The 24,674-nt window shown below is 73.0% G+C and carries 22 protein-coding genes and 1 pseudogene; 10 read left to right on the forward strand and 13 right to left on the reverse strand.

The genetic code is table 11. The annotated features are described in order from the left end of the window. Positions 1-864: 864 nt before the first annotated feature. Positions 865-1,497 (forward strand): hypothetical protein, encoded by a 633-nt coding sequence (locus ACZ7IF_RS16580; protein WP_470971366.1) that lies wholly within the window; start codon positions 865-867, stop codon positions 1,495-1,497. A 36-nt stretch (positions 1,498-1,533) separates the two neighbouring features. Here the strand turns inward: ACZ7IF_RS16580 and ACZ7IF_RS16585 are convergent, their stop codons facing one another. After that, positions 1,534-1,884 carry a hypothetical protein gene (locus ACZ7IF_RS16585; RefSeq protein WP_470971371.1) on the reverse strand — a complete coding sequence of 117 codons (351 nt, stop codon included), beginning with the start codon at positions 1,882-1,884 and terminating at the stop codon, positions 1,534-1,536. A 264-nt stretch (positions 1,885-2,148) separates the two neighbouring features. After that, positions 2,149-2,943, reverse strand: coding sequence for an RICIN domain-containing protein (locus tag ACZ7IF_RS16590; RefSeq protein ID WP_470971374.1), 795 nt, complete (start codon positions 2,941-2,943; stop codon positions 2,149-2,151). A 212-nt stretch (positions 2,944-3,155) separates the two neighbouring features. Here ACZ7IF_RS16590 and ACZ7IF_RS16595 point away from each other — a divergent pair, with 212 nt between their 5' ends. From ACZ7IF_RS16595 to ACZ7IF_RS16605, 3 genes are all read left to right on the forward strand, one after another. Next, complete coding sequence (locus tag ACZ7IF_RS16595; protein WP_470971377.1) at positions 3,156-3,731, forward strand: hypothetical protein; 576 nt, start codon at positions 3,156-3,158, stop codon at positions 3,729-3,731. A gap of 16 nt (positions 3,732-3,747) precedes the next feature. Further along, positions 3,748-4,266 carry an RICIN domain-containing protein gene (locus tag ACZ7IF_RS16600; protein ID WP_470971383.1) on the forward strand — a complete coding sequence of 173 codons (519 nt, stop codon included), beginning with the start codon at positions 3,748-3,750 and terminating at the stop codon, positions 4,264-4,266. A gap of 169 nt (positions 4,267-4,435) precedes the next feature. Continuing rightward, positions 4,436-5,533 (forward strand): serine hydrolase domain-containing protein, encoded by a 1,098-nt coding sequence (locus ACZ7IF_RS16605; protein ID WP_470971387.1) that lies wholly within the window; start codon positions 4,436-4,438, stop codon positions 5,531-5,533. 10 nt (positions 5,534-5,543) lie between these two features. Here the strand turns inward: ACZ7IF_RS16605 and treY are convergent, their stop codons facing one another. Next, positions 5,544-7,835, reverse strand: coding sequence for a malto-oligosyltrehalose synthase (gene treY / locus ACZ7IF_RS16610; RefSeq protein WP_470971394.1), 2,292 nt, complete (start codon positions 7,833-7,835; stop codon positions 5,544-5,546). A gap of 82 nt (positions 7,836-7,917) precedes the next feature. On the opposite strand from treY, the gene ACZ7IF_RS16615 reads away from it, so the two are divergent. Further along, complete coding sequence (locus ACZ7IF_RS16615) at positions 7,918-9,228, forward strand: MFS transporter (protein ID WP_470971397.1); 1,311 nt, start codon at positions 7,918-7,920, stop codon at positions 9,226-9,228. Here the strand turns inward: ACZ7IF_RS16615 and glgX are convergent. Beyond that, a complete protein-coding gene (gene glgX, locus ACZ7IF_RS16620) occupies positions 9,213-11,327 on the reverse strand; it encodes a glycogen debranching protein GlgX (protein ID WP_470971400.1) in 2,115 nt (704 codons plus the stop codon). The genes ACZ7IF_RS16615 and glgX overlap by 16 nt on opposite strands. Positions 11,328-11,645: 318 nt before the next feature. Here glgX and ACZ7IF_RS16625 point away from each other — a divergent pair, with 318 nt between their 5' ends. Beyond that, a complete protein-coding gene (locus ACZ7IF_RS16625) occupies positions 11,646-12,929 on the forward strand; it encodes an SAV2148 family HEPN domain-containing protein (RefSeq protein ID WP_470971406.1) in 1,284 nt (427 codons plus the stop codon). A gap of 114 nt (positions 12,930-13,043) precedes the next feature. Further along, complete coding sequence (locus ACZ7IF_RS16630) at positions 13,044-13,769, forward strand: exonuclease domain-containing protein (RefSeq protein ID WP_470971411.1); 726 nt, start codon at positions 13,044-13,046, stop codon at positions 13,767-13,769. Positions 13,770-13,840: 71 nt separating this feature from the next. Here the strand turns inward: ACZ7IF_RS16630 and ACZ7IF_RS16635 are convergent, their stop codons facing one another. Then, entirely contained in the window at positions 13,841-14,704 is an 864-nt protein-coding gene (locus tag ACZ7IF_RS16635) for a phosphotransferase (protein ID WP_470971418.1), read from the reverse strand. A 130-nt stretch (positions 14,705-14,834) separates the two neighbouring features. Here ACZ7IF_RS16635 and mgt point away from each other — a divergent pair. Together mgt and ACZ7IF_RS16645 are read left to right on the forward strand one after the other, a co-directional pair. After that, positions 14,835-16,090 (forward strand): annotated as a pseudogene (gene mgt / locus ACZ7IF_RS16640) (macrolide-inactivating glycosyltransferase). A gap of 21 nt (positions 16,091-16,111) precedes the next feature. After that, the gene (locus ACZ7IF_RS16645; protein ID WP_470971423.1) at positions 16,112-16,660 is read left to right on the forward strand and encodes a DUF1697 domain-containing protein; all 549 of its coding nucleotides are present in this window, start codon (positions 16,112-16,114) and stop codon (positions 16,658-16,660) included. A 13-nt stretch (positions 16,661-16,673) separates the two neighbouring features. Here the strand turns inward: ACZ7IF_RS16645 and ACZ7IF_RS16650 are convergent, their stop codons facing one another. Next, the gene (locus ACZ7IF_RS16650) at positions 16,674-17,018 is read right to left on the reverse strand and encodes an alpha/beta hydrolase (protein WP_470971427.1); all 345 of its coding nucleotides are present in this window, start codon (positions 17,016-17,018) and stop codon (positions 16,674-16,676) included. Positions 17,019-17,073: 55 nt separating this feature from the next. Continuing rightward, positions 17,074-17,925, reverse strand: a complete 852-nt coding sequence (locus tag ACZ7IF_RS16655) for an aldo/keto reductase (RefSeq protein WP_470971430.1) — start codon at positions 17,923-17,925, stop codon at positions 17,074-17,076. Between the two features lie 44 nt (positions 17,926-17,969). Between ACZ7IF_RS16655 and ACZ7IF_RS16660 the strand changes: the two genes are divergently transcribed. Further along, positions 17,970-18,971 carry a ketopantoate reductase family protein gene (locus ACZ7IF_RS16660; protein ID WP_470971436.1) on the forward strand — a complete coding sequence of 334 codons (1,002 nt, stop codon included), beginning with the start codon at positions 17,970-17,972 and terminating at the stop codon, positions 18,969-18,971. A gap of 33 nt (positions 18,972-19,004) precedes the next feature. On the opposite strand, the gene ACZ7IF_RS16665 is transcribed toward ACZ7IF_RS16660, so the two are convergent. From ACZ7IF_RS16665 to cysD, 6 genes are all read right to left on the reverse strand, one after another. Beyond that, the gene (locus ACZ7IF_RS16665; protein ID WP_470971440.1) at positions 19,005-19,766 is read right to left on the reverse strand and encodes a sirohydrochlorin chelatase; all 762 of its coding nucleotides are present in this window, start codon (positions 19,764-19,766) and stop codon (positions 19,005-19,007) included. Positions 19,767-19,773: 7 nt separating this feature from the next. Next, the gene (locus ACZ7IF_RS16670; RefSeq protein WP_470971444.1) at positions 19,774-20,670 is read right to left on the reverse strand and encodes an ABC transporter permease; all 897 of its coding nucleotides are present in this window, start codon (positions 20,668-20,670) and stop codon (positions 19,774-19,776) included. Next, entirely contained in the window at positions 20,657-21,448 is a 792-nt protein-coding gene (locus tag ACZ7IF_RS16675; RefSeq protein WP_470971451.1) for an ABC transporter ATP-binding protein, read from the reverse strand. The genes ACZ7IF_RS16670 and ACZ7IF_RS16675 overlap by 14 nt, the downstream gene beginning before the upstream one ends. Before the next feature lie 33 nt (positions 21,449-21,481). Next, positions 21,482-22,612, reverse strand: coding sequence for an ABC transporter substrate-binding protein (locus ACZ7IF_RS16680; protein ID WP_470971458.1), 1,131 nt, complete (start codon positions 22,610-22,612; stop codon positions 21,482-21,484). Positions 22,613-22,830: 218 nt separating this feature from the next. Continuing rightward, positions 22,831-24,159, reverse strand: a complete 1,329-nt coding sequence (locus tag ACZ7IF_RS16685) for a sulfate adenylyltransferase subunit 1 (RefSeq protein ID WP_470971463.1) — start codon at positions 24,157-24,159, stop codon at positions 22,831-22,833. 2 nt (positions 24,160-24,161) lie between these two features. Next, a partial coding sequence (gene cysD / locus ACZ7IF_RS16690; protein WP_470971469.1) for a sulfate adenylyltransferase subunit CysD occupies positions 24,162-24,674 on the reverse strand: 513 nt, incomplete at its 5' end.

Consider the following 24,674-nt stretch of genomic DNA (forward strand, 5'->3'; position numbering starts at 1 on the left):
GCCGTGGGGGGCGGGGGGAGGAAAGGAGGGAGGAGGAAAACGTTTGTGGGGGACGGACTCTTTTTTCGAGGGGTTTTTGTTTTGTCTTGGGGGGGGGGGGGGTTTTCTCCCCCCCCCCCCCCCCCCGACAGCGGACCTTCCGACCCCACCCCAGCCCCCAGAAGGGGGCAAAAGGGGTGCTTGGGTCTTCTGTGTGGCCTATGGCCAGCCCAAGACGGCCGCCGGCCGCCGAGACGGGAGGAGCGCGTAGCGATCCGTCGCGCCCGTCGGCTTCCCACAGCGCTCTGATCGACATCTGGTGCGGGTATCGGCCCCGGACGGTCGCCGGACGCTGAGACGGGAGGAGCGCGTAGCGATCTGCTGCGCCTGGGTGGCCCGCAGGGGCATCTGGTCGGCATGTGGTGCGGGTGGTCGCGCCCCTGGCCCGGAATCGGGGACGTGGGGCCCGGATGCCCGGCGGGGCGGAGCCCGGTCCCTCGCCTCGTCGCTGAGAGACCCGTCCCTTCTCCTCTGGACCGTGCCGTTCTTTTGGGGGTTTCCCGGCAGTCTTTCGGCTTTCCGGGGCGGGACGGTCGGTCAAGGGTGGCCGAAGGCCATCGCGTAGCGACGCGACCGAAGGGAGCGCCCTTGAGGGACCGGCCCGACACGGAAGGACGATGGGACTGCCGGGAAGCCCCCAAACCGGCTGTGAGGCCGTCCCGCCAGGACACCGCCCCATCCCCCCGCCCCGCAGCAAGCGGCCGTGAGCGGTGAGACCCCGCCCACCCCGCCCTCCCGCTCTTCCCCGCCGCCAACGCCCCGCCTACGCTCGGACCGTTCCGGTGCGAACGGATGTACTGCTCCCGGCACAGTGAGGCGGTTGCCATGCCCGGATGGATGGACCTGGCGTACACCACGGCCGGCGGTGTCGTCGGCGGCGCGGTCACCAACTACCTGTCCCGGAACCAGGAACGCCGACAGCTGCGTGCAGCGGTCATGCAGCAGCTCCTCCGCGTCGCGGCGGTGCGTGACGGGGTGTGCGACATCGTGCCGTCCCGGCGGGTAAGCCGGGCACGGTCGCTCGTCACGGCGCGCCTCGGCGTCACGGCGGTCCTGGAGGACGGCAGTGACGCCGAGCACGCCCAGCGGGAAGCGCTCGCGGATCTCGTGGTGGCCGCGCTGTCGGCCGGTATACCCCGCAGGGTCCTGGACTTCGCCGGAGGCGGCGAGGAACGGGCCCTGCAGTGCGAGGTGGTCAGGGTGGTCGACCTCCGCCTCGGCGGTGTCCTGGGTGAGCCGCTCGAAGAACTCGTGGCGCAGTGTGAGGAGTACCGGCAGGCCACGGTCCAGCACCTGCTCGGGGCGCTGTGGCACCCGTGGCGGACGCGGCTGCGGATGCGCGCGCGCCTTCGCCGGCTGCGCCGAGACGCCGCCGTGCTCCAGCGCGGTCAGGAAGCGGCGGTGTCCGTCCTGGCCCGGCCGGAGCACGTCACCGCCCTCGACGGCCGACTCGGCTGATCCCAGCGTGGATCACAGAGAGGCCCGCAGGGTGGCTCACAGCCGCCGCTGAGCTGCCTCCAGCAGTTCCCCCACCTCGGAGTTGAACGCGATGGCGGCCTGCGGTGCGTGGCGGGGGATCAGGTTCACGATGAGCTCGAACAGCGGGAGCAGGTGCTCGGACTTGCGGATCCCGCCGCCGACGATCACGACGTCCCACGGCTTCCTGGTCAGCGCGGCGATGAGGGTGGACTCGACCGCCTCGTCGTGGACGATCAGCTCCATGGCCGCGTCGATGCCGTGTTCCCCGAACCGGGCCATCTCCGCGTCGAGCGCTGCCTGAAGTGCCGATCCGTCGATACCGGGGATCGCCTGGGGTTCGTAACCGATGAGAAGTGTAGAAGGCATGCGACGAACCTAACGAAACCCGCCCGAGCGCGATCGGTTTCCGGACAGGCCTCAGCCGGCGGCCGCCCCCACGAGAACGGCCCGCAGGATCTTCATGGAAGCCGGCGCGCACCCGATGAGGACGGTCCTGTCCCCGTCACGGCACTCGGCCACCTCCCAGCCGATCTGCACCAACCGGGAATCGGCGCGGCGGTCCCTGTGCCGGACCGCGACCAGGTCCAGCGCCGGGACCCGGCTGCCGGACGGGCGCGGACAAGGCGGAAGTCAGCCCCACTTCTGGCGGTCCGACCGGTCGCAGGGCCGGGCGTGCAGGCCGGCGGGGCCGTCGTCCAGGCACTGGCCGGTGTCGGCGCTCTTGACCTCCACCGACGCGTCGGGCCACGCGGTGACGGTCCACTTCTGGGAGTCGGACTTGCCGCACGAGCGGGCGGCGAGTCCCGTTTCGTCGCCCTCCAGGCAGGCGCCGGTGGCGTGGTTCCTGAGCGTGCCGGTGCCGTCCGGGAGGGGGTGGAAGGTCCAGCGCTGGTAGCTCATGCCGTTCGGAGGGAAGGCGCGCAGGCCCTGGTCGAGGCTGTGGTCCAGGCAGCTGCCCGTGGAGCGGTTGACGAAGATCCGGACCACGTCGTGCGACGCGGCCCCGGCCCCGGCCCCGGCCCCGGACCGCGGCTCCGCGGGGGCCTGCGCGGGCGGCACCAGGAGGAGCCGGCACAGTGCGGCGCCCAGGAGCAGCCCGGCCAGGGCGGCGCCGGCCGGCCACGTCCAGCGGCCCCGCCACCACGGGGAGACCGGGGGCGGCGGCGCCGGGGGCGCGGGCTGGCTGCGGTCGGCCGCCTCCCACAGGGCCCGGTACTCCGCGGGATCGGCGCCCAGGGCCCGGCACAGGTCCCGGACGGTGTTCCACGGCGGGACGGTGCTGCCGCGCAGGTAGCGGGAGAGCGAGGAGTCGCTGATCATCACCTCGGACTCCAGGGAGCGCAGCGTACGGCCGGACCGCTGCTGCAGAGCCCTCAGCGCACCACCCAGTTGCTGCCCCGGGCTGCGCCCGTCGACGTCCGCCATGCTCGCCCCTGTCCCGGGATGGTCATGTCCCAGCAGGTCAGAAGGTTAGGGATCCCGACTCGGCCGAAGCAAACGGGACACCGTTGCGAGGCCCCGCCGGACCCCCGCAGACTCTGCAGCAGCCGGCTCCCAGTCGAGTGAGCGGCGATCCCCATCAGCGCCGGACAGGCGCATTTCCCCTGCATTCCGCTGCCAGAAATCGGAGAACGGGCATGTCCGTGAACCTCACCCGCCGCGTGGCCACGGCCGCGTTGACCACCATCCTCTCCCTGGGCTCCCTCGCGCTGACCGCGCCACCGGCCCCCGCCGCGGCCACCGCCGCACCGGCCCCCGCGGCCGCCTCCGCCGAGGCGGCTCCCCGCATCAGCCGGGCGGAGGTGCTCGCCCGGGCCAAGACCTGGCTGACCGCGAACAACGGCCGTCCGGTGCCCTACTTCCAGAACAAGTACTGGAAGGACGGCTACCGGCAGGACTGCTCCGGCTACGCCTCCATGGCGCTCGGCCTGCGCAAGCCCGGCCCCAACACCGTCTCCCTCAAGAACGACGGCTTCACCCGCCGCATCGCGATGAAGGACCTCGCCCCCGGAGACCTGGTGATCAAGGCCAACAGCAACAGCCCCGACTTCCGCCACGTCGTCATCTTCGACGGCTGGGCCGACAGCGCGCACACCGCCTACAAGTCCTACGAGCAGGCGGGCGGCGTCGGCACGCGCTGGAAGCAGCACTCCTACGGCGTGAACGGCCGTGACGGCTACCACGCCTACCGACCCGTCAACATCACCGGCTGACCCAGGAGCGAACGACATGAGCACGAGCACGAGCACGAGCACGAGCACGAGCATGGGCATGGGCATGGGCATGGGCAGGGGCATCCGTACGACCGTCCTGGCGGGCATCCTGCTCGCCACCGCCCTGGCGTCGGCCGCCACCGCCGAGGCGGGCGCGCTCGACAGCGTCCAGACCTTCCGCAACGCCGCGACCTCGGCCTGTCTGGACGACAGCGACGCCGGTGTCCGCACGTACGCCTGCCTGGGCAACGACCACCAGAAGTGGAACGTCCACCAGTGGGCCGACGGCACCCGCGAGCTGAGGAACCGCAAGACCGGCCTCTGCCTCACCGACCACCCGCGCGGCACCGCCTCGGCGCAGCCGTGTGACAAGGCCAAGGACGAGAGCTGGATCGTCCACCGCTACCCGGACGGCGCCGTCGAGTTCAAGAACCAGGCGACCGGCCTGTGCCTGGACGACAGCCCCCAGCACCACCTGCGCACCTTCCCGTGCGGCACCCACACCCAGAAGAGCCCCTACCAGACCTGGCACTGACCACCCCGGGCCCGACCTCCTCCCCGGGGGAGGCCGGGCCCACCGTCGGCGGGGGATATCCCCACCCCCCGCCTTCCGGGCAGCAGGATCGCCCCGGCGGCCGGACACGGAAATGCTGGGCATATCACCGATCCCACCGATCTCCGCACCATTGCGCAGGAGTTGCCCCATGCCCCAGCAAGCCCGGCGAAGGACCCTCGTACAGGCGGTGACCGCCGCCGCCGTCACCATCGGCCTCCTGGCGCCGTCCGCGACGGCCACCGCCCGCCCGGACCCCGTCCAGCAGGGCCTGAACGCCCTGGTACGGACCGACCACGTCCCCGGCGCGCTGGCCACCGTCACGGACCGCGGCGGCCGCACCCGTACCTACACCGCGGGCGCCGAGGACGGTCGGATACGCATCGGCAGCAACACCAAGACCTTCACCGCCGTCGTCGTACTGCAACTGGTCGGCGAAGGAAGGATCGGCCTCGACACCCCGGTCGACACCTACCTTCCTGGCCTCGTACGGGGCGAAGGGATCGACGGCAGCCGCATCACCGTCCGCCAGCTCCTCCAGCACACCAGCGGACTGCCCGACTACGAGGCCGACGTCACCGACGACATCCTCCGGCACCGGTACCTCGAACCCCGGGACATCCTCGACATCGCCTTCCGGCACAAGGCCGGCTTCCCTCCCGGAACCGGCTGGGCCTACAGCAACACCAACTACGTACTGGCCGGCCTGATCGTCCAGAAGATCACCGGCCGCCCCCTCGCCGAGGAGATCGACAAGCGGGTCGTCCGGCGCGCCGGACTGCGCCACACCTACTTCCCCGCCCCCGGTGACATGACCATCCGGGAGCGCCACCCCAAGGGCCACCACCAGGACTCGCCGGGAGCACCCGTGTACGACGTCACGGAGATCGACCCCTCCGCGGCGTGGGCGGCGGGCCAGATGATCTCCACCAACGCCGACCTCAACCGCTTCTTCACCGCGCTCCTGGCCGGCGACCTCCTCCAGCCCGCCCAACTCGCCCAGATGCGCACCACGATCCCCCTCGGCGACAGCGGCGCCGGCTACGGCCTGGGCCTCATGAGCAGGACGCTGTCGTGCGGCGGCCTCTCCTGGGGCCACGGCGGTGACATCACCGGATACGAGACCCGCGGGGGAGTCACCGAAGACGGCCGCGCCGCCAATGTCGCGGTGACCATCGACCCGGTCGACGGAGCGACCACGAAGCACGTCGAAGCGCTCGTGGACACCGCCCTCTGCCGGGGCGCGTAGCGGGCCGCACCTACTCCCGCACCAGCACCGCCACCGGCAGCCCCTCCAGCAGCTCCGCCAGCGGCACCCGCCCCTCGTACGCCGGACCTCCCGGACCCCCCGGACCCCCCACGCGCCCCCAGCGCCCCGGGGGCAGTTCCAGGGCGGTCTCCCGCCAGCCGCCCGCCGCCGCCAGGCGGTGGGAGAGGCGGGTGGCCACCGCGACGAGGCCGGCCGGGCGGGCGAAGGCCACGCAGTGGCCGGCCGCCGGGCCCCGGGCCGAGAGGGGGGCGTAGCCGGTGAACAGCGCGGGCCGGTCGCGGCGCAGCCGCAGCAGGGCCGCCGTCAGCGCGAGCTTCTCCCGCGCGAGGTCCGGCGGGGCGGCGCCGGCGTCCAGGGCGGCCAGCGCCTCCCGGGGGAACTCGGCGGGGCGGCGGTTGTCGGGGTCGACCAGCGCCCTGTACTCGTACTCGGCACCCTGGTACACCTCCGGCACCCCCGGCATCGCCAGGTGCAGCAGGGTCATCCCCAGCACGTTGGCCCGGGCCGCCTCCGCCAGTTCCGGCGGCAGCTCCACCGCCTCCCGGGGCACCAGGGCCGCGATGCCCGCCTCGTACCCCTCGTCGGGGTCGGTCCAGGAGGTGTGCACCCCCGCCTCCCGCGCGGCCTTCAGCAGGGCCGCCGCCAGCCGGGGTTCCCGCTCGGGCGCCCCGCCCAGCCCCAGCGCGCTCTGCCGGGCCGCCCACGCCAGCCGGGGATCCGCCCCGGACGGCCCGCCCGGCACCCCCATCGCCTCCGGGGCCTGAGACAGCACCGCGATCCGGGCCCGTACGTCCGCGCTGCGCTTCGTGTCGTGAGTGGACAGCACCGTCCCCGAGGCGGGCCAGTCCCGCTCCAGCTCCGCGCAGTACGCGTGGAACTCGGCGACCGACACCGCCGGGTCCCCGGGCTCCCCGCCCACCTCGGTGGCCGACAGCAGTGGCGCCCACCGGTAGAAGGCGCGGTCCTCCAGGGACTTGGCGCGCAGGGCCGCCGAGGTCTGGGCGAAGCGCGCCGCGAAGGCGGGATCCCGCAGCAGCAGCGCCCGTACGCCCTCCACCGCCTGAGCACCCGCCCGCGCGGCGGCCCGCTCCAGGGTCGCCGCCGACGGACCCGGCCCGCCCGGGTACGTCCGGTACACGGGCGAGGCGATGAGCAACTCCCGTACCCCACCCGCCAGTTCCGTTCCCGCCCAGCGCTCCAGCAGGGCCAGCTCGGCGGCCAGGTCGACGGTCAGCACCTCCCGCGCCGCGGCCGAGGCGGTCTCCTCCCACGAGGCGGGCCCGCCGCCGGACTCCCCGTACGCGCGGGCCAGTCGCCCCGCGCCCGCCGGGTCGGTGAACACACCGTCGATCCGGTGCAGCGCGTCGTACCCGGTGGTGCCGGCCACCGGCCAGGACGCCGGCAGCCGCTCCCGGCGGGCCAGGATCTTCTCGACGACCACCCAGCAGTCGCCCCCGGCCGCCGCCCGCAGCCGCCGCAGGTACTGCTCCGGGTCCGCCAGCCCGTCGACGTGGTCGATCCGCAGGCCGGCCACCACCCCGTCCCGAACCAGTTGCAGCACCTTGGCGTGGCTCGCGGCGAACACGGCGGGGTCCTCCACCCGCACCCCGATCAGATCGGAGATCGTGAAGAAGCGGCGGTAGTTGAGGGCCGTCCGCGCCTCGCGCCACCACGCCGCCCGGTACCACTGCGCGGCCAGCAGCTCCGGCATCGGCAGTCCGGCCGTCCCGGTCCGCAGGGGCAACTCCACGGCCCCGTACCGGAGCAGTGCCTCCCCGTCCCCGTCGCCGCCCACCACCTCGCCCGCCTCCCCCTCCCCGCCCAGCACCGGCAGCAGGACCTGCCCCCCGCCGCCCTCCCAGTCGATGTCGAACCACCGCGCGTACGGCGAGTGCGGCCCCTCCCGCAGCACCTCCCACAGGGGCCGGTTGAGCCGCAGCGGCACCGGTACCGCCATGTGGTTCGGGACGATGTCGAGCACCAGCCCCAGCCCGTGGGCCCGTCCGGCCGCCGCGAGCGCGCGCAGACCCCGCTCGCCGCCCAGTTCGGCCCGTACCCTCGCGTGGTCGGTGACGTCGTACCCGTGCTCCGAGCCCGGCACCGCCTCCAGCACCGGGGAGAGGTGCAGGTGTGACACGCCGAGCGAGGCGAGGTACGGTACGGCTGCCCCGGCCGCCGCGAACGTGAAGCGCGGGCCCAGCTGGAGACGGTAGGTCGACGCCGGAACGACGGGCGTCTGAACGTCGGATTCCGATTGGCTGATTGAATACCCCAGGGTCATGAGAACGTACGTACCCAGCCCGCGCGATTCCGTGCCATTACCCAATGCATCCGGGTGACTGCGCCGCGTTAGTGTCGATCAAGTGGTTGGAACCGTCAGTACCTATCGTCACGTCATCGCCCTGACCGGGCCCCTACTCCCGCTCGTCTCCTTCTTCGCCCGACTGCCCGTCGCGATGTCCCAGTTCGGGAGCGTCCTGCTGGTCGCCGAGACCAGCGGCTCGCTCGCCACCGCCGGAATCGTCGGCGGCACCCTCTCCGCGGGCCAGGTGGTCTTCGGGCCCCTCCTCGGCCGCCTCGCCGACCGCCACGGGCAGCGGCCCGTCGTCCTCGCCGCGGCGGCCGTCAACGCCCTCGCCACCGCCGCGCTCGTCGCCGGCGCCCTCGGCGGCCTCGCGACCGCCCCGCTCGCCGCGATCGGCGCCGTCACCGGGGCCTCCGTACCGCTGATCGGGCCGCTCGCCCGCACCCGCTCCGTCGCGCTCGCGCACCGCGCGAAGGCCGACGAGAAGACCGTCGGCGCCGTGCACTCGCTCGAAGGCACCCTCGACGAGGTCTCCTTCGTCTTCGGCCCGGCCCTCGTGGGCCTCGCCGCGCTCGTCGCGCACCCGGCCGTCGCCCTCGGCGGCGCCGCCGCCCTCGTGGCCGTCTTCGGCACCGCGTACGCCCTGCACCCGACCGCCGCCGTCACGGCCGGGACCCCCGCGCCGGAGCGCGCCGACGGCGCCCGGCCCGCCCGGCAGCCCCGCGTGGTGCACGCCGTACGCGGCTCCCTCGCCCTCCAGGGCGCCATGTTCGGCGCCTGTCAGGCGGGGATCGCCGCGCTCACCGACCGGCTGGGCGTCCCCGGACAGGCCGGCATCGTGTACGCCGCCATGGGAGTCGTCAGCGCCGCCGTCGGTCTGGCGCTCGGTGCGCTGCCCGCCCGCTTCGGGCTGCGGCTGCGCTGGCGGGTGGCCACCGGTGCCGCGCTGCTCCTCTCGGTACCGCTGCTGTTCACCGAGACCCTGTGGCCGCTGTACCTGGTCGTCACCGTCCTCGGTGCCGCGTACGCCCCGCACCTGATCACCGCGTTCGCGCTCACCGAGCGCGTCGTCGAGCCCGCCCGGCTCGCCGAGTCGATGGCCTTCGCCGCCAGCTCCCTGGTGGCCGGGCAGGCCGCCGCGCTGGCCGTCTCCGGGCGGCTCGCCGAATCGTACGGGCCCGCCGGGGCCTTCGCCGTGGCGGTGGGCGCGGCCGCGCTGTGCCTGGCCATCGCCCTCGTGACCCGGGTGCCGTCCGCCCGGCCCCAGGCCCCGGCCGCCGCCCCGGCCGAGGCCTTCATCCCGGCCCAGCGCACCACCTCCCCCGAGGACTCCGCGGCCGGCTCCGCCACCGGCTACGCCGGCCGCTGAAGCACCACCAGACACCGTCCCGTCAGGGCCACCCGGTCACCGGCCGCGTACTGCGGCCCGGTGCCGGGTGGCAGCACTTCCGCCCGCGCCGTGTCCACGACCAGCCGCCAGTGCGCGCCGTGCCCGGGCGGGACGGTGAAGTCCTGCGGATCGGCACCCGCGTTGAACATCAGCAGGAACGAGTCGTCGGTGATCCGCTCCCCGCGCGAACCCGGCTCGGAGATCGCCTCCCCGTTGAGGAACACGGTCAGCGCCCGCGCGTGCTGCGCCTGCCAGTCCCGCGCCCGCATCTCCTCACCGTGCGGGGTGAACCAGGCGATGTCGGAGAGTTCGTCGTGCGTGCCCTCCACCGGCCGGCCGTGGAAGAACCTGCGCCGCCGGAACACCGGGTGGTCGCGGCGCAGCCACACCATGCGGCGGGTGAACTCCAGCAGGCCCGGCGGCGGTTTGCCAGGTTCGGGCCAGGTCACCCAGGACAGCTCGTTGTCCTGGCAGTAGGCGTTGTTGTTGCCCTCCTGGGAGCGGCCGAACTCGTCGCCGTGACTGAGCATCGGCACGCCCTGCGACAGCATCAGGGTGGCGGTGAAGTTGCGCATCTGCCGAGCGCGCAGCTCCCGGACCTCCGGGTCGTCGGTGGGTCCCTCGACGCCGCAGTTCCAGGACCGGTTGTGGGTCTCGCCGTCCCGGTTGCCCTCCCGGTTGGCCTCGTTGTGCTTCTCGTTGTACGAGACCAGGTCGTTCAGGGTGAAGCCGTCGTGGCAGGTGGTGAAGTTGATGGAGGCCAGCGGCCGCCGTCCGTCGTCCTGGTAGAGGTCGGAGGAGCCCGTCAGCCGTCCCGCGAACTCGGCGAGCGTGCGCGGCTGTCCGCGCCACAGGTCCCGTACGGTGTCGCGGTACTTGCCGTTCCACTCGGTCCACAGCGGCGGGAAGTTCCCCACCTGGTAGCCGCCCTCGCCCAGGTCCCAGGGCTCCGCGATCAGCTTCACCTGGCTGACCACCGGGTCCTGCTGCACCAGGTCGAAGAACGACGACAGCCGGTCCACCTCGTGGAACTGCCGGGCCAGCGTGGCCGCGAGGTCGAAGCGGAAGCCGTCCACGTGCATCTCGGTCACCCAGTACCGCAGCGAGTCCATGATCAGCTGGAGTACGTGCGGGGAGCGCATCAGCAGCGAGTTCCCGGTGCCCGTGGTGTCCGTGTAGTGCCGGGGATCGTCCCCGAGCCGGTAGTACGAGGCGTTGTCGAGGCCGCGGAAGGACAGCGTCGGGCCCAGGTGGTTGCCCTCGGCGGTGTGGTTGTAGACCACGTCCAGGATCACCTCGATCCCGGCCTCGTGCAGCGCCCGTACCGCCGACTTGAACTCCAGCACCTGCTGGCCCCGGTCCCCGGAGGCGTAGCCGTTGTGCGGGGCGAAGAAGCCGATGGTGTTGTAGCCCCAGTAGTTGCTGAGCCCGTCGTTCACCAGGCGGTGGTCGTTGACGTACTGGTGCACGGGCATCAGCTCCAGCGCCGTCACCCCGAGCTTCGCCAGGTGCCCGATCACCGCCGGGTGCGCGAGCGCCCCGTAGGTGCCCCGCAGCTCCTCCGGGAGGTCGGGGTGGCGCATGGTCAGGCCCTTCACGTGGGCCTCGTACAGCACCGTGTGGTGGTACTCGTGGCGCGGCGGCCGGTCGTTGGCCCAGTCGAAGTACGGGTTCACCACGACCGAACTCATCGTGTGCGGGGCCGAGTCCAGGTCGTTGCGGGAGTCCGGCCGGCCGAAGTGGTACCCGTAGACCTCCTCGCCCCAGGTCACCTTCCCGCTGATGGCCCGCGCGTACGGGTCCAGCAGCAGCTTCGCCGCGTTGCAGCGCTGCCCGCGCTCGGGCTCGTACGGGCCGTGCACGCGGAACCCGTACCGCTGGCCGGGCATGATCCCGGGCAGGTAGGCGTGGCGCACGAAGGCGTCCGTCTCGCGCAGCTCGACGGCGGTCTCCGAGCCGTCGTCGTGCAGCAGGCACAGCTCGATGCGCCGGGCGACCTCGGAGTAGACCGCGAAGTTGGTGCCCGCGCCGTCGTACGTGGCGCCCAGCGGATACGCCTGCCCCGGCCAGACTTGCATGGCTAACGACTCTTCCCATCCTGGTCCGGCTCGGTCCGGCCCGCGATCCTGCTGGATCCGGCGCGGATCACGTCTCTGCCAGATCTTCCCCGAAAGAGGGTCCGCACGCGTGGACTTGGAATGCTGCCGATGGGTGAACCGGAGAGCTGATATGCGGGTCAACCGACTGTCCGGGCATCACATAATGGGTCAACGGACGGCCGGACCAGGGGACCTGAGGTCAAAGGGGACGGCTTCGGGCTGCGTCGGACCGCGTGCGCGGAGTACCCTTCCGTGATCACTGGAGACGGGCGTCCAGACGCAGAAGGCGGTGCACGGGTGAGCTCGGGAGGTCTGGAGCTGCCCCCTGGTGACAGCGGTCACGAGGGTGGCCCGGTGGACGCCGCGGGCGGTGCGTCCGGTGCGTCCGGCGGTGTGCCGGGCGCGGCGGCGGCCGGGGCGGCGGTGTCACTGGCCCCGCCGGCGGCCGGGGACGCGCGGGCCGGCGCCGAGCTGGACTGGGGCGCGGACGCGTGGAGCGAGGTCCGCACCCGGGCCCAGCGCGCGGGCCGCGCGTACATCTGGCTGAATCTCATCGAGCAGCGGCTGCGGTCGGTGGTCGGCGCCGTGCTGCGGCCCGTCTACGAGCCGGTGCACGGCGGGGACGACTGGGTCGTCGCCGCGGCAGGCCCCGCCGGGCAGGAGTGGGTGCAGCGCGCGGTGGCCGTGCGCGAGGTCAGCCGGCGCAAGGGCTACCTCCTCGACCCGGCCGACGACAACGTGCTGAGCTTCCTGACGCTGCCGCAGCTGCGGGAGCTGATGGTCCAGCACTGGCCGTGCTTCGAGCCGTACTTCGACGACCGCCGCGAGATCGAGCTGGCGCTCGACGAGCTGGAGGTCACCCGGAACGTGGTCTCCCGCAACAGGGCGCTGTCGCGGGCGGTGCTGGAGCAGGCGGAGCGCGCCTCGGCGCGGCTGCTGGAGGTGCTGGGCGCGGGCTCGGGCAGTCCCTCGGCGGACCGGCTGCCGATCGACGCCGTCGAGGACCTGGTCGGGGACCGGTACGCGGACGTCATCTCGGTCCATCCGGACCGGGTGCGGCTCCAGCGGCAGCTTCCGGCGGAGGACCTGTTCGGGGGCGCGCGGCGGCTCGACGCCATCGGCATAGGTCTCAACCTGCTGGTGCAGAACTTCTCGGGCCGAAGGCTCGTCAGGCTCACGGAGGCGGGCTGCCGGGTGCGGCTGCTGTTCCTGAACCCGGCGAGCAGCGCGGTCAAGCGGCGCGAGCGGGAGCTGGGGCTGCGCAAGGGCGAGCTGAGCCGGTCCGTGGAGATGAACATCCTGCACGTGCGCAGGGTGCGGGCGGGCCTGAGGGACCCGTCGCGTTTCGACATCCACGTCTTCGACGAGACCCCGCGCTTCACCGCCTACCTGGTGGAGGGGCAGTCCTCGGGCATCGCGGTGGTCCAGTCGTACCTGCGGCGGGCCCGGGGCATGGAGGCGCCGGTGCTGGTGCTGCGCGGCGGCGGGCGGGGCGTGCCGAAGGACGCCGACCACGGGCTGTTCCAGACGTACCGGGAGGAGTTCGAGTCGGTGTGGGAGGACTCGCGGCCGGTGTCGTGAACCCGGGCTTACCAGGCCGGGTCCGGGGCGGCGCCGGGGGGTGCCCGGGCCGGGTGTCAGTGGCTCGTGGCAGGCTGAAACGCGTTGACCGGAAACACGGGGGAGGGGCGCGTCATGGAGGCGTGGCACGGGGGAGCGCTGGTCGGGTTCGACCTGGAGACGACCGGTACGGAGCCGGGGGAGTCCCGGATCGTGACGGCCGCGGTGGTCGAGGTGCGGGGCGGTGAGGTGCGCGCGAGGCGCGGCTGGCTCGCGGATCCTGGGATACCGATCCCGGGGGAGGCCGCGGCGATCCACGGGATCAGCACGGAGCGGGCCGTCGCCGAGGGCCGCCCGGCGGGGGAGGTCGCCGAGGAGGTCGCGGCGGCGCTGGTGGAGCACTGGCGCGGCGGTGCGGTGGTGGTCGCCTACAACGCGGCCTTCGACCTGACGCTGCTCTCGGCCGAGCTGGCCCGGTACGGGCTGCCCTCGCTCGCCGACCGGCTGGGCGGTGCCGAGACCGGGCCGGTGGTGGACCCGCTGACGATAGACCGGGCCGTGGACCGCTTCCGGCGCGGCAAGCGGACGCTGGAGGCGGTGTGCGGTGTGTACGGGGTCACCCTCGACGCCGCGCACGACGCGGGGGCCGACGCGCTGGCGGCGGTCCAGGTGGCCCGGGCGATAGCCGCCCGGCACCCGCAGGTCGCGGCGCTCAGCCCGGCGGAGCTGCACGACCGGCAGGGCGGCTGGCACGCCCGCTGGGCCCGTGACTTCCAGTCCTACCTGCGCCGCCAGGGCAGCCCGGACGCGGTGATCGACACGGCGTGGCCGCTGCGGGGGCGCGTCCCGGCCCAGGCCTGACCTTCCCGCCGACCGGTCCGGAGCCCGCCGGTCCGGGCTGTGCGGCCCGTGCCGCGGCGGTACGCCTCGGCCTAGAAGGGGTGCCAGCGGGCTTCCGTGTCGCCTTCGCGGAGGGAGGTCACGCGGCGGCGGAATTCGGCCAGGGCATTCGGGTTGGCGGGTGCGTGCTGGGCGACCCACGCGCAGCTCGCCGTCTCGCGGGCACCGCGCAGGACCGCGCAGCCCTCCCACTCCCGCACGTCCCATCCGTACGCCGCCGCGAAGGCCTCGTAGGCGGCGGCGGGCATCCCGTAGCGGTCGCGGGACAGGGCCATCACCACCAGGTCGTGTTCCCGCAGGTCCGCCGACACGGTCTCCAGGTCCACCAGGACCGGCCCGTCCGGGCCCACGTGCACGTTGCGCGGCAGGGCGTCGCCGTGGACGGGGCCGGGGGTCAGGTGCGGGGTGAGCGCGCAGACCTCGCCGGCGTAGGCGTCGCGCCGGGCGCGCAGGTACGCCGCGTCCTCGGGGTCGACGGCCCCGCCGGCCAGCCGGAGCCACCGCTCGACCCCGCCCAGCAGGTCCCGGGCGGGAAGCGCGAAGGAGGGCGCGGGCAGCGCGTGCAGCGGCCGCAGCAGCGCCGCGAGGTCTTCGGGGCCGGCCGGCCGCAGTGGTTCGGGGAGCCGGTGCCAGACGGTCAGCGGGTGCCCGCCCACCAGCCGGGGCTTCGGTTCGGCCGCCCGGACGGCCGGGATCCCGGACTCGGCGAGCCAGTCGGCCACCGCGAGTTCCCGCTCGGCCCGTTCCAGCAGACCCGCCTCGCGGCCCACCTTGACCACCAGGGCGCCGACCGCGAAGACGGCGTTCTCGCCGAAGGCGAGCAGCTCCGGGCGGTCCGCCCCCGTGCCCGCGAATCCCGCCTCCGCCAGTACGTCCCTGGCCCGCGCCTCGTCCATGCGTTCGTCTCGTCCTTCGCCGGATCGTCGTGATCACCGTGAGTCCGCCCAGTCTCGCATTCCGGGCCCGGGAGGCCCCTGAGGGGGCGTGAACCGGCCAACGCGTTGGTTTTCGGGCAGGGTGGCCCGCTTGATCCCTTTCCAATTGCACGAGACGTATCGTCTCGCTATGGTCGAGCCATGACTTCAGCAGCCAAGCCCGCACACATCGCCATGTTCTCCATCGCCGCACCCGGGCACGTGAACCCGAGCATCGAAGTGATCCGGGAGCTCGTCGCCAGGGGTCACCGCGTCAGCTACGCCATCCCCGCCTCCTTCGCCGAGAAGGTCGCGGAGACCGGCGCCACTCCGGTGATCTGGAAGTCCACCCTCCCCACCGAGGACGAGCCCGAGGCCTGGGGCACCGAGCTCATCGACAACATCGAACCCTTCCTGAACGACGCCGTCCAGGCGCTCCCGCAGCTCGCCGACGCCTTCGAGGGCGACGAACCGGACCTCGTCATCCACGACATCACCGCCTACCCGGCGAGCGTCCTCGCCCGCCGCTGGGGCGTTCCCGAGATCTCCCTCTCCCCGAACCTGGTCGCCTGGACCGGCTACGAGGAGGAGGTCGCCGCCCCGATGACGGCGGAACTGCGCGCCTCCGAGCGCGGGCAGGCGTACTACGCCCGCTTCCGCGCCTGGCTCGACGAGAACGGCATCGACGAGGACCCCGACCGCTTCGTCGGCCGCCCGCGGCGCAGCATCGTCCTGATCCCGCGCGCCCTCCAGCCGCACGCCGACCGGGTCGACGAGTCCGTCTACACCTTCGTCGGCGCCTGCCAGGGCGACCGCAGCGCCACCCAGGGCACCTGGGAGCGGCCCGCCTCCGCCGAGGGGAAGAAGGTGCTCCTGGTCTCCCTCGGCTCCACCTTCACCAAGCAGCCCGCCTTCTACCGCGCCTGCGTCGAGGCCTTCGGCGACCTCCCCGACTGGCACGTGGTCCTGCAGATCGGCAAGTTCACCGACGAGGCCGAGCTGGGCGAGGTCCCCGCCAACGTCGAGGTCCACCGCTGGGTTCCCCAACTGGACATCCTGCGCCAGGCCGACGCCTTCGTCACCCACGCGGGCGCCGGCGGCAGCCAGGAGGGCCTGGCCACCGCGACCCCGATGGTCGCCGTGCCGCAGGCCGTCGACCAGTTCGGCAACGCCGACATGCTGGCCGCCCTCGGCGTCGCCCGGCGCGTCGACGCGGAGGACGCGGACGCCACCACCCTGCGCGAGGCCGTCCTCGGCCTGCTCGCCGACCCCGGGGTCGCCGTACGCGCGGAGGCCATCCGCGCCGGCATGGCCTCCGAGGGCGGCACGCGGCAGGCCGCCGACCTCATCGAGGCCGCACTGTCGTAGGCACGCCCTTAGGGTGCGGCCATGACCAAGAAGTACGCCGCCCTCCTGCGCGGCATCAACGTCGGCGGGAACAAGAAGGTCCCGATGGCCGAGCTGCGCTCCGTACTGGAGGGCCTCGGCCACGGCGACGTGCAGACGTACCTGCAGAGCGGCAACGCCGTCTTCAGCAGTGCGGAGACCGACCCCACCGCCCTCGCCCGGGGCCTGGAGGCGGCCATCGAGGCCCACTTCGGCTTCCGGGTGCCCTGCCTCGTCGTCGACGGGGACCACCTCGCGGCCGTCGCCGCGGCCTGCCCCTTCCCGGCGGCCGAACTGGAGGGCAGGCAACTCCACGCCACCTTCTTCTCCGAGCAGCCCGGCCCGGAGCGCTTCGCCGCGCTCGACGGCCCCGCCTACCTCCCGGAGGAATACCGGCTGGGGGACCGTGTCCTCTACCTCTACGCCCCGGACGGCCTCGGCCGCTCCAAACTGGCCGAGGCCCTCGCCCGGCCCGCCGTCGTCAAGGGCCTGGACGTCACCACCCGCAACTGGAACACCGTCGTCAAGCTCGTGGAGCTGACCCGCCCGTGAGCACGGGACGGGCTCAGTGCCCCGACGGCTCGACGGTCTCGTGGCCCTCGGCGTCGATCCCCTCCGCCGGGCACACCGCCGTCGAATGCGGCAGCCTGCCCTCCGGCAGGTAACGCTCCACGTACCGGCTGACGCACCGGGAGCGGCCGAAACCGGTGTGCCCCTCGCCCCTGTGGTCCAGGACGACGGCATCGCCGAGCACACGGGCGGTCTGCTCCGTCCACGCGTACGGAGTGGCCGGGTCGCCGCGGACGCCGACCAGCAGCATCGGCGGAGCCTCGACGCTGCGGATCGCCGCCGTGGGGTCGGCCGCCTCCGGCGGCGGGCTGCGCCCCGGCGCCCGGCCCGGAACGATCACTTCGCTTCCAGCCTGGCCCGCCCCCGCTGCGGCGCCACCCGGTGAGCCGGCGGCCCTACCCGGCCCCCACCGCGTCGAGCAGCGCCAAGTCCCCTCCGGACAGGGAGAGCGACGCGGCGCCCATGTTCTCCGCCAGGTGCGCGGGGGAACCGGTGCCCGGCGTGGGGCACAGGACCGGGGAACGGTGCAGCAGCCAGGCCAGCGCCACCTGCCCCGGGGTCGCCCCGTGCGCGGCGGCCACCTCGGCGACGGCGGCCGCACCCCCGCGGGTCAGGACCCCGCTGCCCAGCGGGTAGTACGGCAGGAAGGCGATCCCCCGCGCCTCGCACAGCGCCAGCACGTCGGCGGAGGAGCGGTCCAGCAGGCTGAACGGGTTCTGCACCGCGGCGACGGGGGCCGACTCCACCGCCAGACGCAGCTGTTCGGCCGTCACGGTGTCCAGGCCGATGTGCCGGATCTTGCCCTCCGCCCGCAACTCCACGAGCGCGCCCAGCTGTTCGGCCATCGGAACCGCCGGGTCGAAGCGGTGCAGCTGGTACAGGTCGATCCGCTCCAGCCGCAGCCGCCGCAGGCTCGCCTCGCACATCCGCCGCAACTGCTCCGGACGGCCCGCCACGTGCCACTCGTCCGGCCCGGTGCGCACCACCCCGCCCTTCGTGGCGACCACCAGCCGCTCCCCGTACGGGTGGAGGCCTTCGGCGACCAACTCCTCGGCCAGGCCGGGCCCGTAGTTGTCGGCGGTGTCGATCAGCGTCACACCCCGCTCCACGGCCGCGCGCAGCAGCGTACGGGCCTCGGCGCGGCTGCCGCGCGGCCCCCAGTAGCCTGCACCGACCAGTCCGCCGGTACCGAAACCGAGACGGCGTACGGGCAGGTCCCCGCCCAGCAGGAACGACGAGTCCATCATGGCCCGACCGTATCCGGGCGTCACGGGTGTGTCAGGCTCGGGGCATGCGTTACATCATCATCGGCGCCGGCGCGATCGGCGCGACCATCGGCGGACGCCTCGCCGAAACGGGCCGGGAGGTCGTCCTCGTCGCGCGCGGCGCGCACGCCGAGGCGCTGAAGGCGGACGGACTGCGGCTCACCACCGCCGACGGCGCCCGCGTCCACCGGCTCCCCGTGGTCACCGGCCCTCCGGAGCTGGGCGAACTGCGGCCGGACGACGTACTGCTGCTCACGGTGAAGACGCAGGACGCCATCGCCGCCCTGGACGCGTGGGGCGACGCGGAGGTCGCGGGCGGCGGCACGGCCGCGCAGCGGCTGCCGCTGCTGTGCGCGCAGAACGGCGTGGAGAGCGAACGGCTCGCGCTCCGCCGCTTCTCGCGGGTGTACGGGGTCTGCGTCTGGCTCCCCTCCACCTTCCTGGAACCGGGAGTGGTCTCGGCCCTGTGCGCCCCGCTCACCGGGATCCTGCACCTCGGGCGGGCGGCCGGCGGATCGGACGCGCGGATCCGGGCGATCGCCGCCGACCTGGGCGGGGCGGGCTTCGAGGCACCCGTCGTCGAGGACGTGATGCGGTGGAAGTACGCGAAGCTGCTCGGCAACCTGGGCAACGCGATCCAGGCGACCACCGGCCCCGAGCCGGACCCGGCCAAGGCGGCACTGCTGCTGCGGGCCGTCCGGGAGGGCAAGGCCGCCTTCGACGCGGCGGGCATCGGCTACGCGACCGACGCCGAACAGTCGGCGGCCCGCGACGGCAAGGTGGACCAGCCGGCGGGCGTGCGCGGCGGCTCCTCCTGGCAGAGCCTGGCCCGCGGCACGGGCTCGGTGGAGGCCGACTACCTCAACGGCGAGATCTCCCTGCTGGGCCGCCTCCACGGCGTGCCCACCCCGGTCAACGACGTACTGCGCCACGCGGCGAACATCTTCGCCCGCGAAGGCCTCCCCCCGGGCGCGATGTCCATCGCAGACCTCACCGCCCTGGCGGACGAGGCCGCCGCCCGCGGCTGACCGGTCTGCCGCCCCGCCGACGGGGACGGCGCCTCAGGCCGTCAGGGCCTCGCGCGGGGCGCGGGCCGAGGCCGCGGTGTCGTAGCGGTGGAGGAGGAGGCGGGCCAGTTCCGGGGTGGCGCCCAGGACGGGCGCGATCACGTCCGCGCCCGCCGCCTCGGCGGCCGCCGTGATGCGGTCCGGGAGGAAGCCCGGGGCGATGACGTACGGGGCCACCGCCACGCGGCTGACTCCCTCCGCGCGCAGGGCGCGTACGGCGTCCTCCGTGCGGGGAAGGGCAGCGGAGGCGAACGCAGGCCGCACGGCGCACCAACCGGTGTGCCGCCACTCCCGCGCGATTTCAGCGATCACTGCGATCGCCTCCGGGTCTGTGGAGCCGGCGGACGCGAGGACGACGCCGGTCGTCCCGCGCTCCGCCGGGGTGAGGCCGAGGCCGGCCTCGGCGAGGCGGCGTTCCAGGGAGGCCACCAGGAGCGGGTGGGGGCCCAGGACGTCCGCCACCCGGACCGAGAGGTCGGGGAGGCGGACGGCCGACTCCGCCAGTACCGCGGGGATGTCCGCCTTCGCGTGGAAGGCCCTGGTGAGGAGCAGCGGCAGGGCCACGACCTCGCGTACGCCCGAGAGGTACAGGGATGCCAGGGACTGGGAGACGGTCGGGCCGTTGAAGTCCAGGAAGGCCGTCTCCACCCGGAGCCCCGGCCGCAGCGACCGGGCCCGCCCGACGAGGGCGTGCACGGTCGCCGCGTGCCGCGGGTCGCGGCTGCCGTGGGCTATGACCAGAAGTGCGCGGGACATCGGGTGCTCAGTTCTTGACCAGGAGGCCGCGGCTGCGCAGGACCCAGCGCTCGACGGGGCTGAAGATCAGCAGGTCGATGGCGATGCCGACGACCAGGATCAGGATGATCGCGAGGAACACGCCCGGCAGGTCGATGTTGTTGCGGCCGTTTTCGAGGAGCTGTCCGAGGCCGAGGCCCAGGTCGGGGGAGCTGGCGATGATCTCGGCGGCCATCAGGGAGCGCCAGGAGAAGGCCCAGCCCTGCTTGAGCCCGGCGACGTAGCCGGGCAGGGCGGCCGGCATGACGACGTGCCAGGCGCCGCGCAGGCCGGTGGCGCCCAGGGTGCGGCCGGCGCGCAGGAACAGCGGTGGGACCTGGTCGATGCCGGAGACGAGGCCGTTGGCGATCGACGGCACCGCGCCGAGCAGGATCACCGTGTACATCATGGCGTCGTTGAGGCCGAACCAGAGCACGGCCGGCGGCACCCACGCCACCGACGGCAGCGACTGCAGGCCCTGGAGGATCGGGCCGATCGCGGCGCGGACGAACTTCACCCGGGCGACGACCAGGCCCAGCGGGGTGCCGATGGCCAGGGCGAGGAGGAAGCCGAGGAGGCCCCGGGAGACCGAGGTCCAGATGACTTCGAGGAGCGTGCCCTTCAGCCACATCTCGGACAGGCTGTCCCAGACCGCGGACAGGGCGGGCAGCTTGGTCTCGTCGGTGACCTTCGCCGAGACGAGGACCTGCCACACCACCAGCACCAGGCCGACGGCCAGGATCGGGGGCAGGACCTTCTTGGTGAGGACCTCGCGCACCGGGGTGCGGTGGGTCTGGACCGCGTCGAGGGCGTCCAGGCCGGCTTCCAGGCCGGCCAGGTCGTCGGTCTTCGCCGTGGCCTTCGGAGTGGTGTCAGTGCTGGCCATGGCGGCGGATCTCCCCACGCAGGTGTTCAGTGATCTCGAGGGACAGCTCGGCGACGTCCGCGTCCTCGATGCGGCGCGGCTGCGGGATGTCCACGGTCCATTCCTTCGCGACCCGGCCGGGGCGGGAGGAGAGGAGGACGACGCGCTGGGCGAGGCGGACGGCCTCGCGCACGTTGTGGGTGACGAAGAGGACGGACAGGCCGGTCTCTTCCCAGATGCGGGTGAGTTCGCCGTGCAGGACGTCGCGGGTGATGGCGTCGAGGGCCGCGAAGGGCTCGTCCATCAGCAGGAGGCGGCTGTCCTGGGCGAGGGCCCGGGCGAGGGCGACGCGCTGGCGCATGCCGCCGGAGAGTTCGTGGACGCGCTTGCCGTGGGCGCCGCCGAGGCGGACGAGCTCCAGCAGCCGTTCGGCCTCGGGCATGCGCTCGGCCTTGGCGACCCCGCGCAGCCGCAGGGCCAGCTCGATGTTCTTGCCCGCGGTGAGCCACGGGAAGAGCGCGTGCTCCTGGAACATCAGGGCCGGACGGCCGAGGGTCTCGATGGACCCCGCCGACGGCTTGTCCAGACCCGCGACCAGGTTCAGCAGGGTGGACTTCCCACACCCCGAGGCCCCCAGAAGGGTGACGAACTCTCCGGGAGCGACATCGAGGCTGATGTCGTCCAGGACGAGCTGCGATCCGGCCGGGCCGGAGAAGGACTTCGAGACGTGCTCGATGCGGGCGGCGTGCGTCTGCTCCGCTACCGCGCCCTCGGCAGCCTTGGCGAGAGTGGTGGCCATGGTCGTCACCTCCTGGGGTTGCTGGACTACGGGTTACTTGGCGCCGAGGCCGGCGTCGGAGACCGCGGGCTTGCCGGCGGCCTTGAGGACCTTGTTGAGGAGCGTCAGGTCGTAGATGCCGGTGAGGTCGGGCTGCTCGATGAGCCTGGCCTTGACCGCCCAGTCGGACTGCTTCTTCAGCGTCGCGGCCAGCGGGTCGTCGGTGACCGCGATGCTCGGCCACGCCGGGTCGATGACCTTGGGGTCGAGCGCCTTGCCGGTGTCCGCCTGGAGCTTGGCGTTCGCGGAGACCTTCGCCTTGTCCTGGTTGGCGTGGATCCACTCGTTGGTCTTCACCGTGCCGCGCAGCACTGCCTCGACCACGTCCGCGTGCTCCTTGAGGAACTTCTGCGACACGATGATGTTCGTGATCACGAACTTGTTCTCGGGCCACAGGCTGCCCTCGTCGAGGAGGACGGAGCCGCCGTCGGAGACGAGCTTGGAGGCGGTGGGCTCGGGCACCCAGGCGCCGTCGATCGAGCCCTGCTTGAAGGCGTCGGGGGTGACCTTGTTGTCGGTGCGGACGACGGAGACGTCGCCCTTGCCGGACTCGGGGTCGACCGACCAGCCCTTCTCGGAGATCCAGTTGAGGAACGCGACGTCCTGCGTGTTCCCCTTCTGCGGGGTGGCGATCTTCTTGCCCTTGAGGTCGTCCAGGGTCTTGATCTTGTCCGGGTTCACGACGAGCTTGACGCCGCCGGAGGCGGATCCGGAGATGATCCGCAGGTTGGAGCCCTTGGACTTGACGTAGCCGTTGATGGAGGGGGAGGGGCCGATGAAGCCGATGTCGAGAGAGCCGCCGTTGAGGGCTTCGATCTCGGACGGGCCGGCGTTGAAGGACTGCGGCTTGACCTTGGTGCCGTTCAGTTCCTTCTCGATCAGGCCTTCCTGGAGGCCGACCAGGGCGGTCGCGTGGGTCAGGTTCGGGAAGTACCCGATGCGGACCTCGGAGGCGGAGAGCTTCTTGCCCGCGTCGGCGGCGGCCGGCTTGACGTCCTTGTCGGCGGTCTTCTCGGCCTCGGAACCGTAGCCGCAGGAGGCGAGGGCGCCGATCAGCAGCGGCAGGGCGGCGGCGGCGACAACGCCGCGGCGCAGGGTCTTGCGGGTATTACCGGTGGCAGGCACGGGAGGACTTCCTCTCGACGCGCCGTCTTTGGATTACGGCGCAGGTCTTCGTCTGTGATGCGGGGGCAGGTACGGCTCGTGGGGGGTGAGGGCGCGCATGCGGTGCGCGTACGTCATCGCGCACATCGCGCCACTCCTCCCTGGCCGCTGCCGAGGGCGCCGCTGCCTACGCGGCCGCCCTCCTTCGCGAAGGTGGAGTAGATGTCGGCAAGCATGATCTAGAAGTCCCACCCTTCCTCGTCCGCCTCCGCGGTCTCGGCCTTGGAGGCGAAGGCCTCGCCCGCCATGCCCGCCGCCAGGGTGGTGCCGTCGGCCGGGTCGATGAGCAGGAAGGACCCGGTGCGGCGGGAGTCGGCGTACGCGTCGAGCGCGAGCGGCTCGGCCGTGCGGACGACGACGCGGCCGATGTCGTTGGCCACCAGCTGCCCGGGGTCCGGGTGCTGGGACAGGTCGTCCAGGGTCAGCCGGGAGGGGATCTCCTTGACGATCGCCTTGACCGTGCGCGTCGTGTGCTTGATCAGCACCCGTGCGCCGACGGCCAGCGGCTGGTCCGCGACGTGGCAGACGGTGGCGACGACGTCCTGCGTGGTGGCCGGGGCGCTCGCGGACGGCGCGATCAGGTCGCCGCGCGAGATGTCGATGTCGTCCTTGAGGCGCAGGGTCACCGACTGCGGGGACCAGGCGATGTCCACGGACTCACCCAGGGCGTCGATGCCCTCGATGACGGACGTACGGCCCGACGGCAGGACGGTGACGGCCTCGCCGACGCGCAGGACGCCGGAGGCGATCTGGCCCGCGTAGCCGCGGTAGTCGGGGTGCTCGGCGGTCTGCGGACGGATCACGTACTGCACCGGGAAGCGGGCCGGGCAGGCGGTGAGGTCGTGGCTGACCGGAACGGTCTCCAGGTGCTCCAGCACCGTCGGGCCGCCGTACCAGTCCATGTTCGCGGAGGGCTCCACGACGTTGTCGCCGGCCAGGGCCGAGATCGGGATCGCGGTGATCTCCGGAACGCCCAGCTCCGAGGCGTACGCGTTGAACTCCTCGGCGATCTTCGCGAAGACCGGCTCCTGGTAGTCGACGAGGTCCATCTTGTTGACGGCGAGGACGACGTGGGGGACGCGCAGGAGGGCGGCGACGGCGGCGTGGCGGCGGGTCTGCTCGATGACGCCGTTGCGGGCGTCGACGAGGACCACGGCGAGGTCGGCGGTGGAGGCGCCGGTGACCATGTTCCGGGTGTACTGCACGTGCCCGGGGGTGTCGGCCAGGATGAACCGGCGGCGGGCGGTGGCGAAGTAGCGGTAGGCCACGTCGATGGTGATGCCCTGCTCCCGCTCGGCCCGCAGGCCGTCGGTGAGGAGCGCGAGGTCCGGGGTGTCCTGGCCGCGGTCCTGGGAGACCCGCTCCACGGCCTCCAGCTGGTCCTCCAGGACCGACTTCGAGTCGTGCAGCAGGCGGCCCACCAGGGTGGACTTGCCGTCGTCGACGGAACCCGCGGTCGCGAAGCGCAGCAGCGTGGTGGCGCTGAGCTGCTCGGTGGTGGTCGTCATGGTTAGAAGTACCCTTCGCGCTTGCGGTCTTCCATCGCGGCCTCGGACAGCTTGTCGTCGGCGCGGGTCGCGCCCCGCTCGGTGAGGCGGGACACGGCGATCTCGGCGATCACGGCATCGAGGTCGGCGGCGTCGGAGTCGACGGCACCGGTGCAGGACATGTCCCCGACGGTGCGGTAGCGCACCAGGCGCTTCTGCACCGGCTCGGTGTCCTTGGGACCGCCCCATTCGCCGGCGGTGAGCCACATGCCGCCCCGCTGGAAGACGTCCCGCTCGTGGGCGAAGTAGATCTCCGGGAGCTCGATGTCCTCGCGGGCGATGTACTGCCAGACGTCCAGCTCGGTCCAGTTGGAGAGCGGGAAGACGCGGACGTGCTCGCCGGGGGCGTGGCGGCCGTTGTAGAGCTGCCACAGCTCGGGGCGCTGGCGGCGCGGGTCCCACTGGGAGAACTCGTCGCGCAGGGAGAACACGCGCTCCTTGGCGCGGGCCTTCTCCTCGTCGCGGCGGCCGCCGCC

This window comes from Streptomyces sp. NPDC037421 (assembly GCF_055602105.1).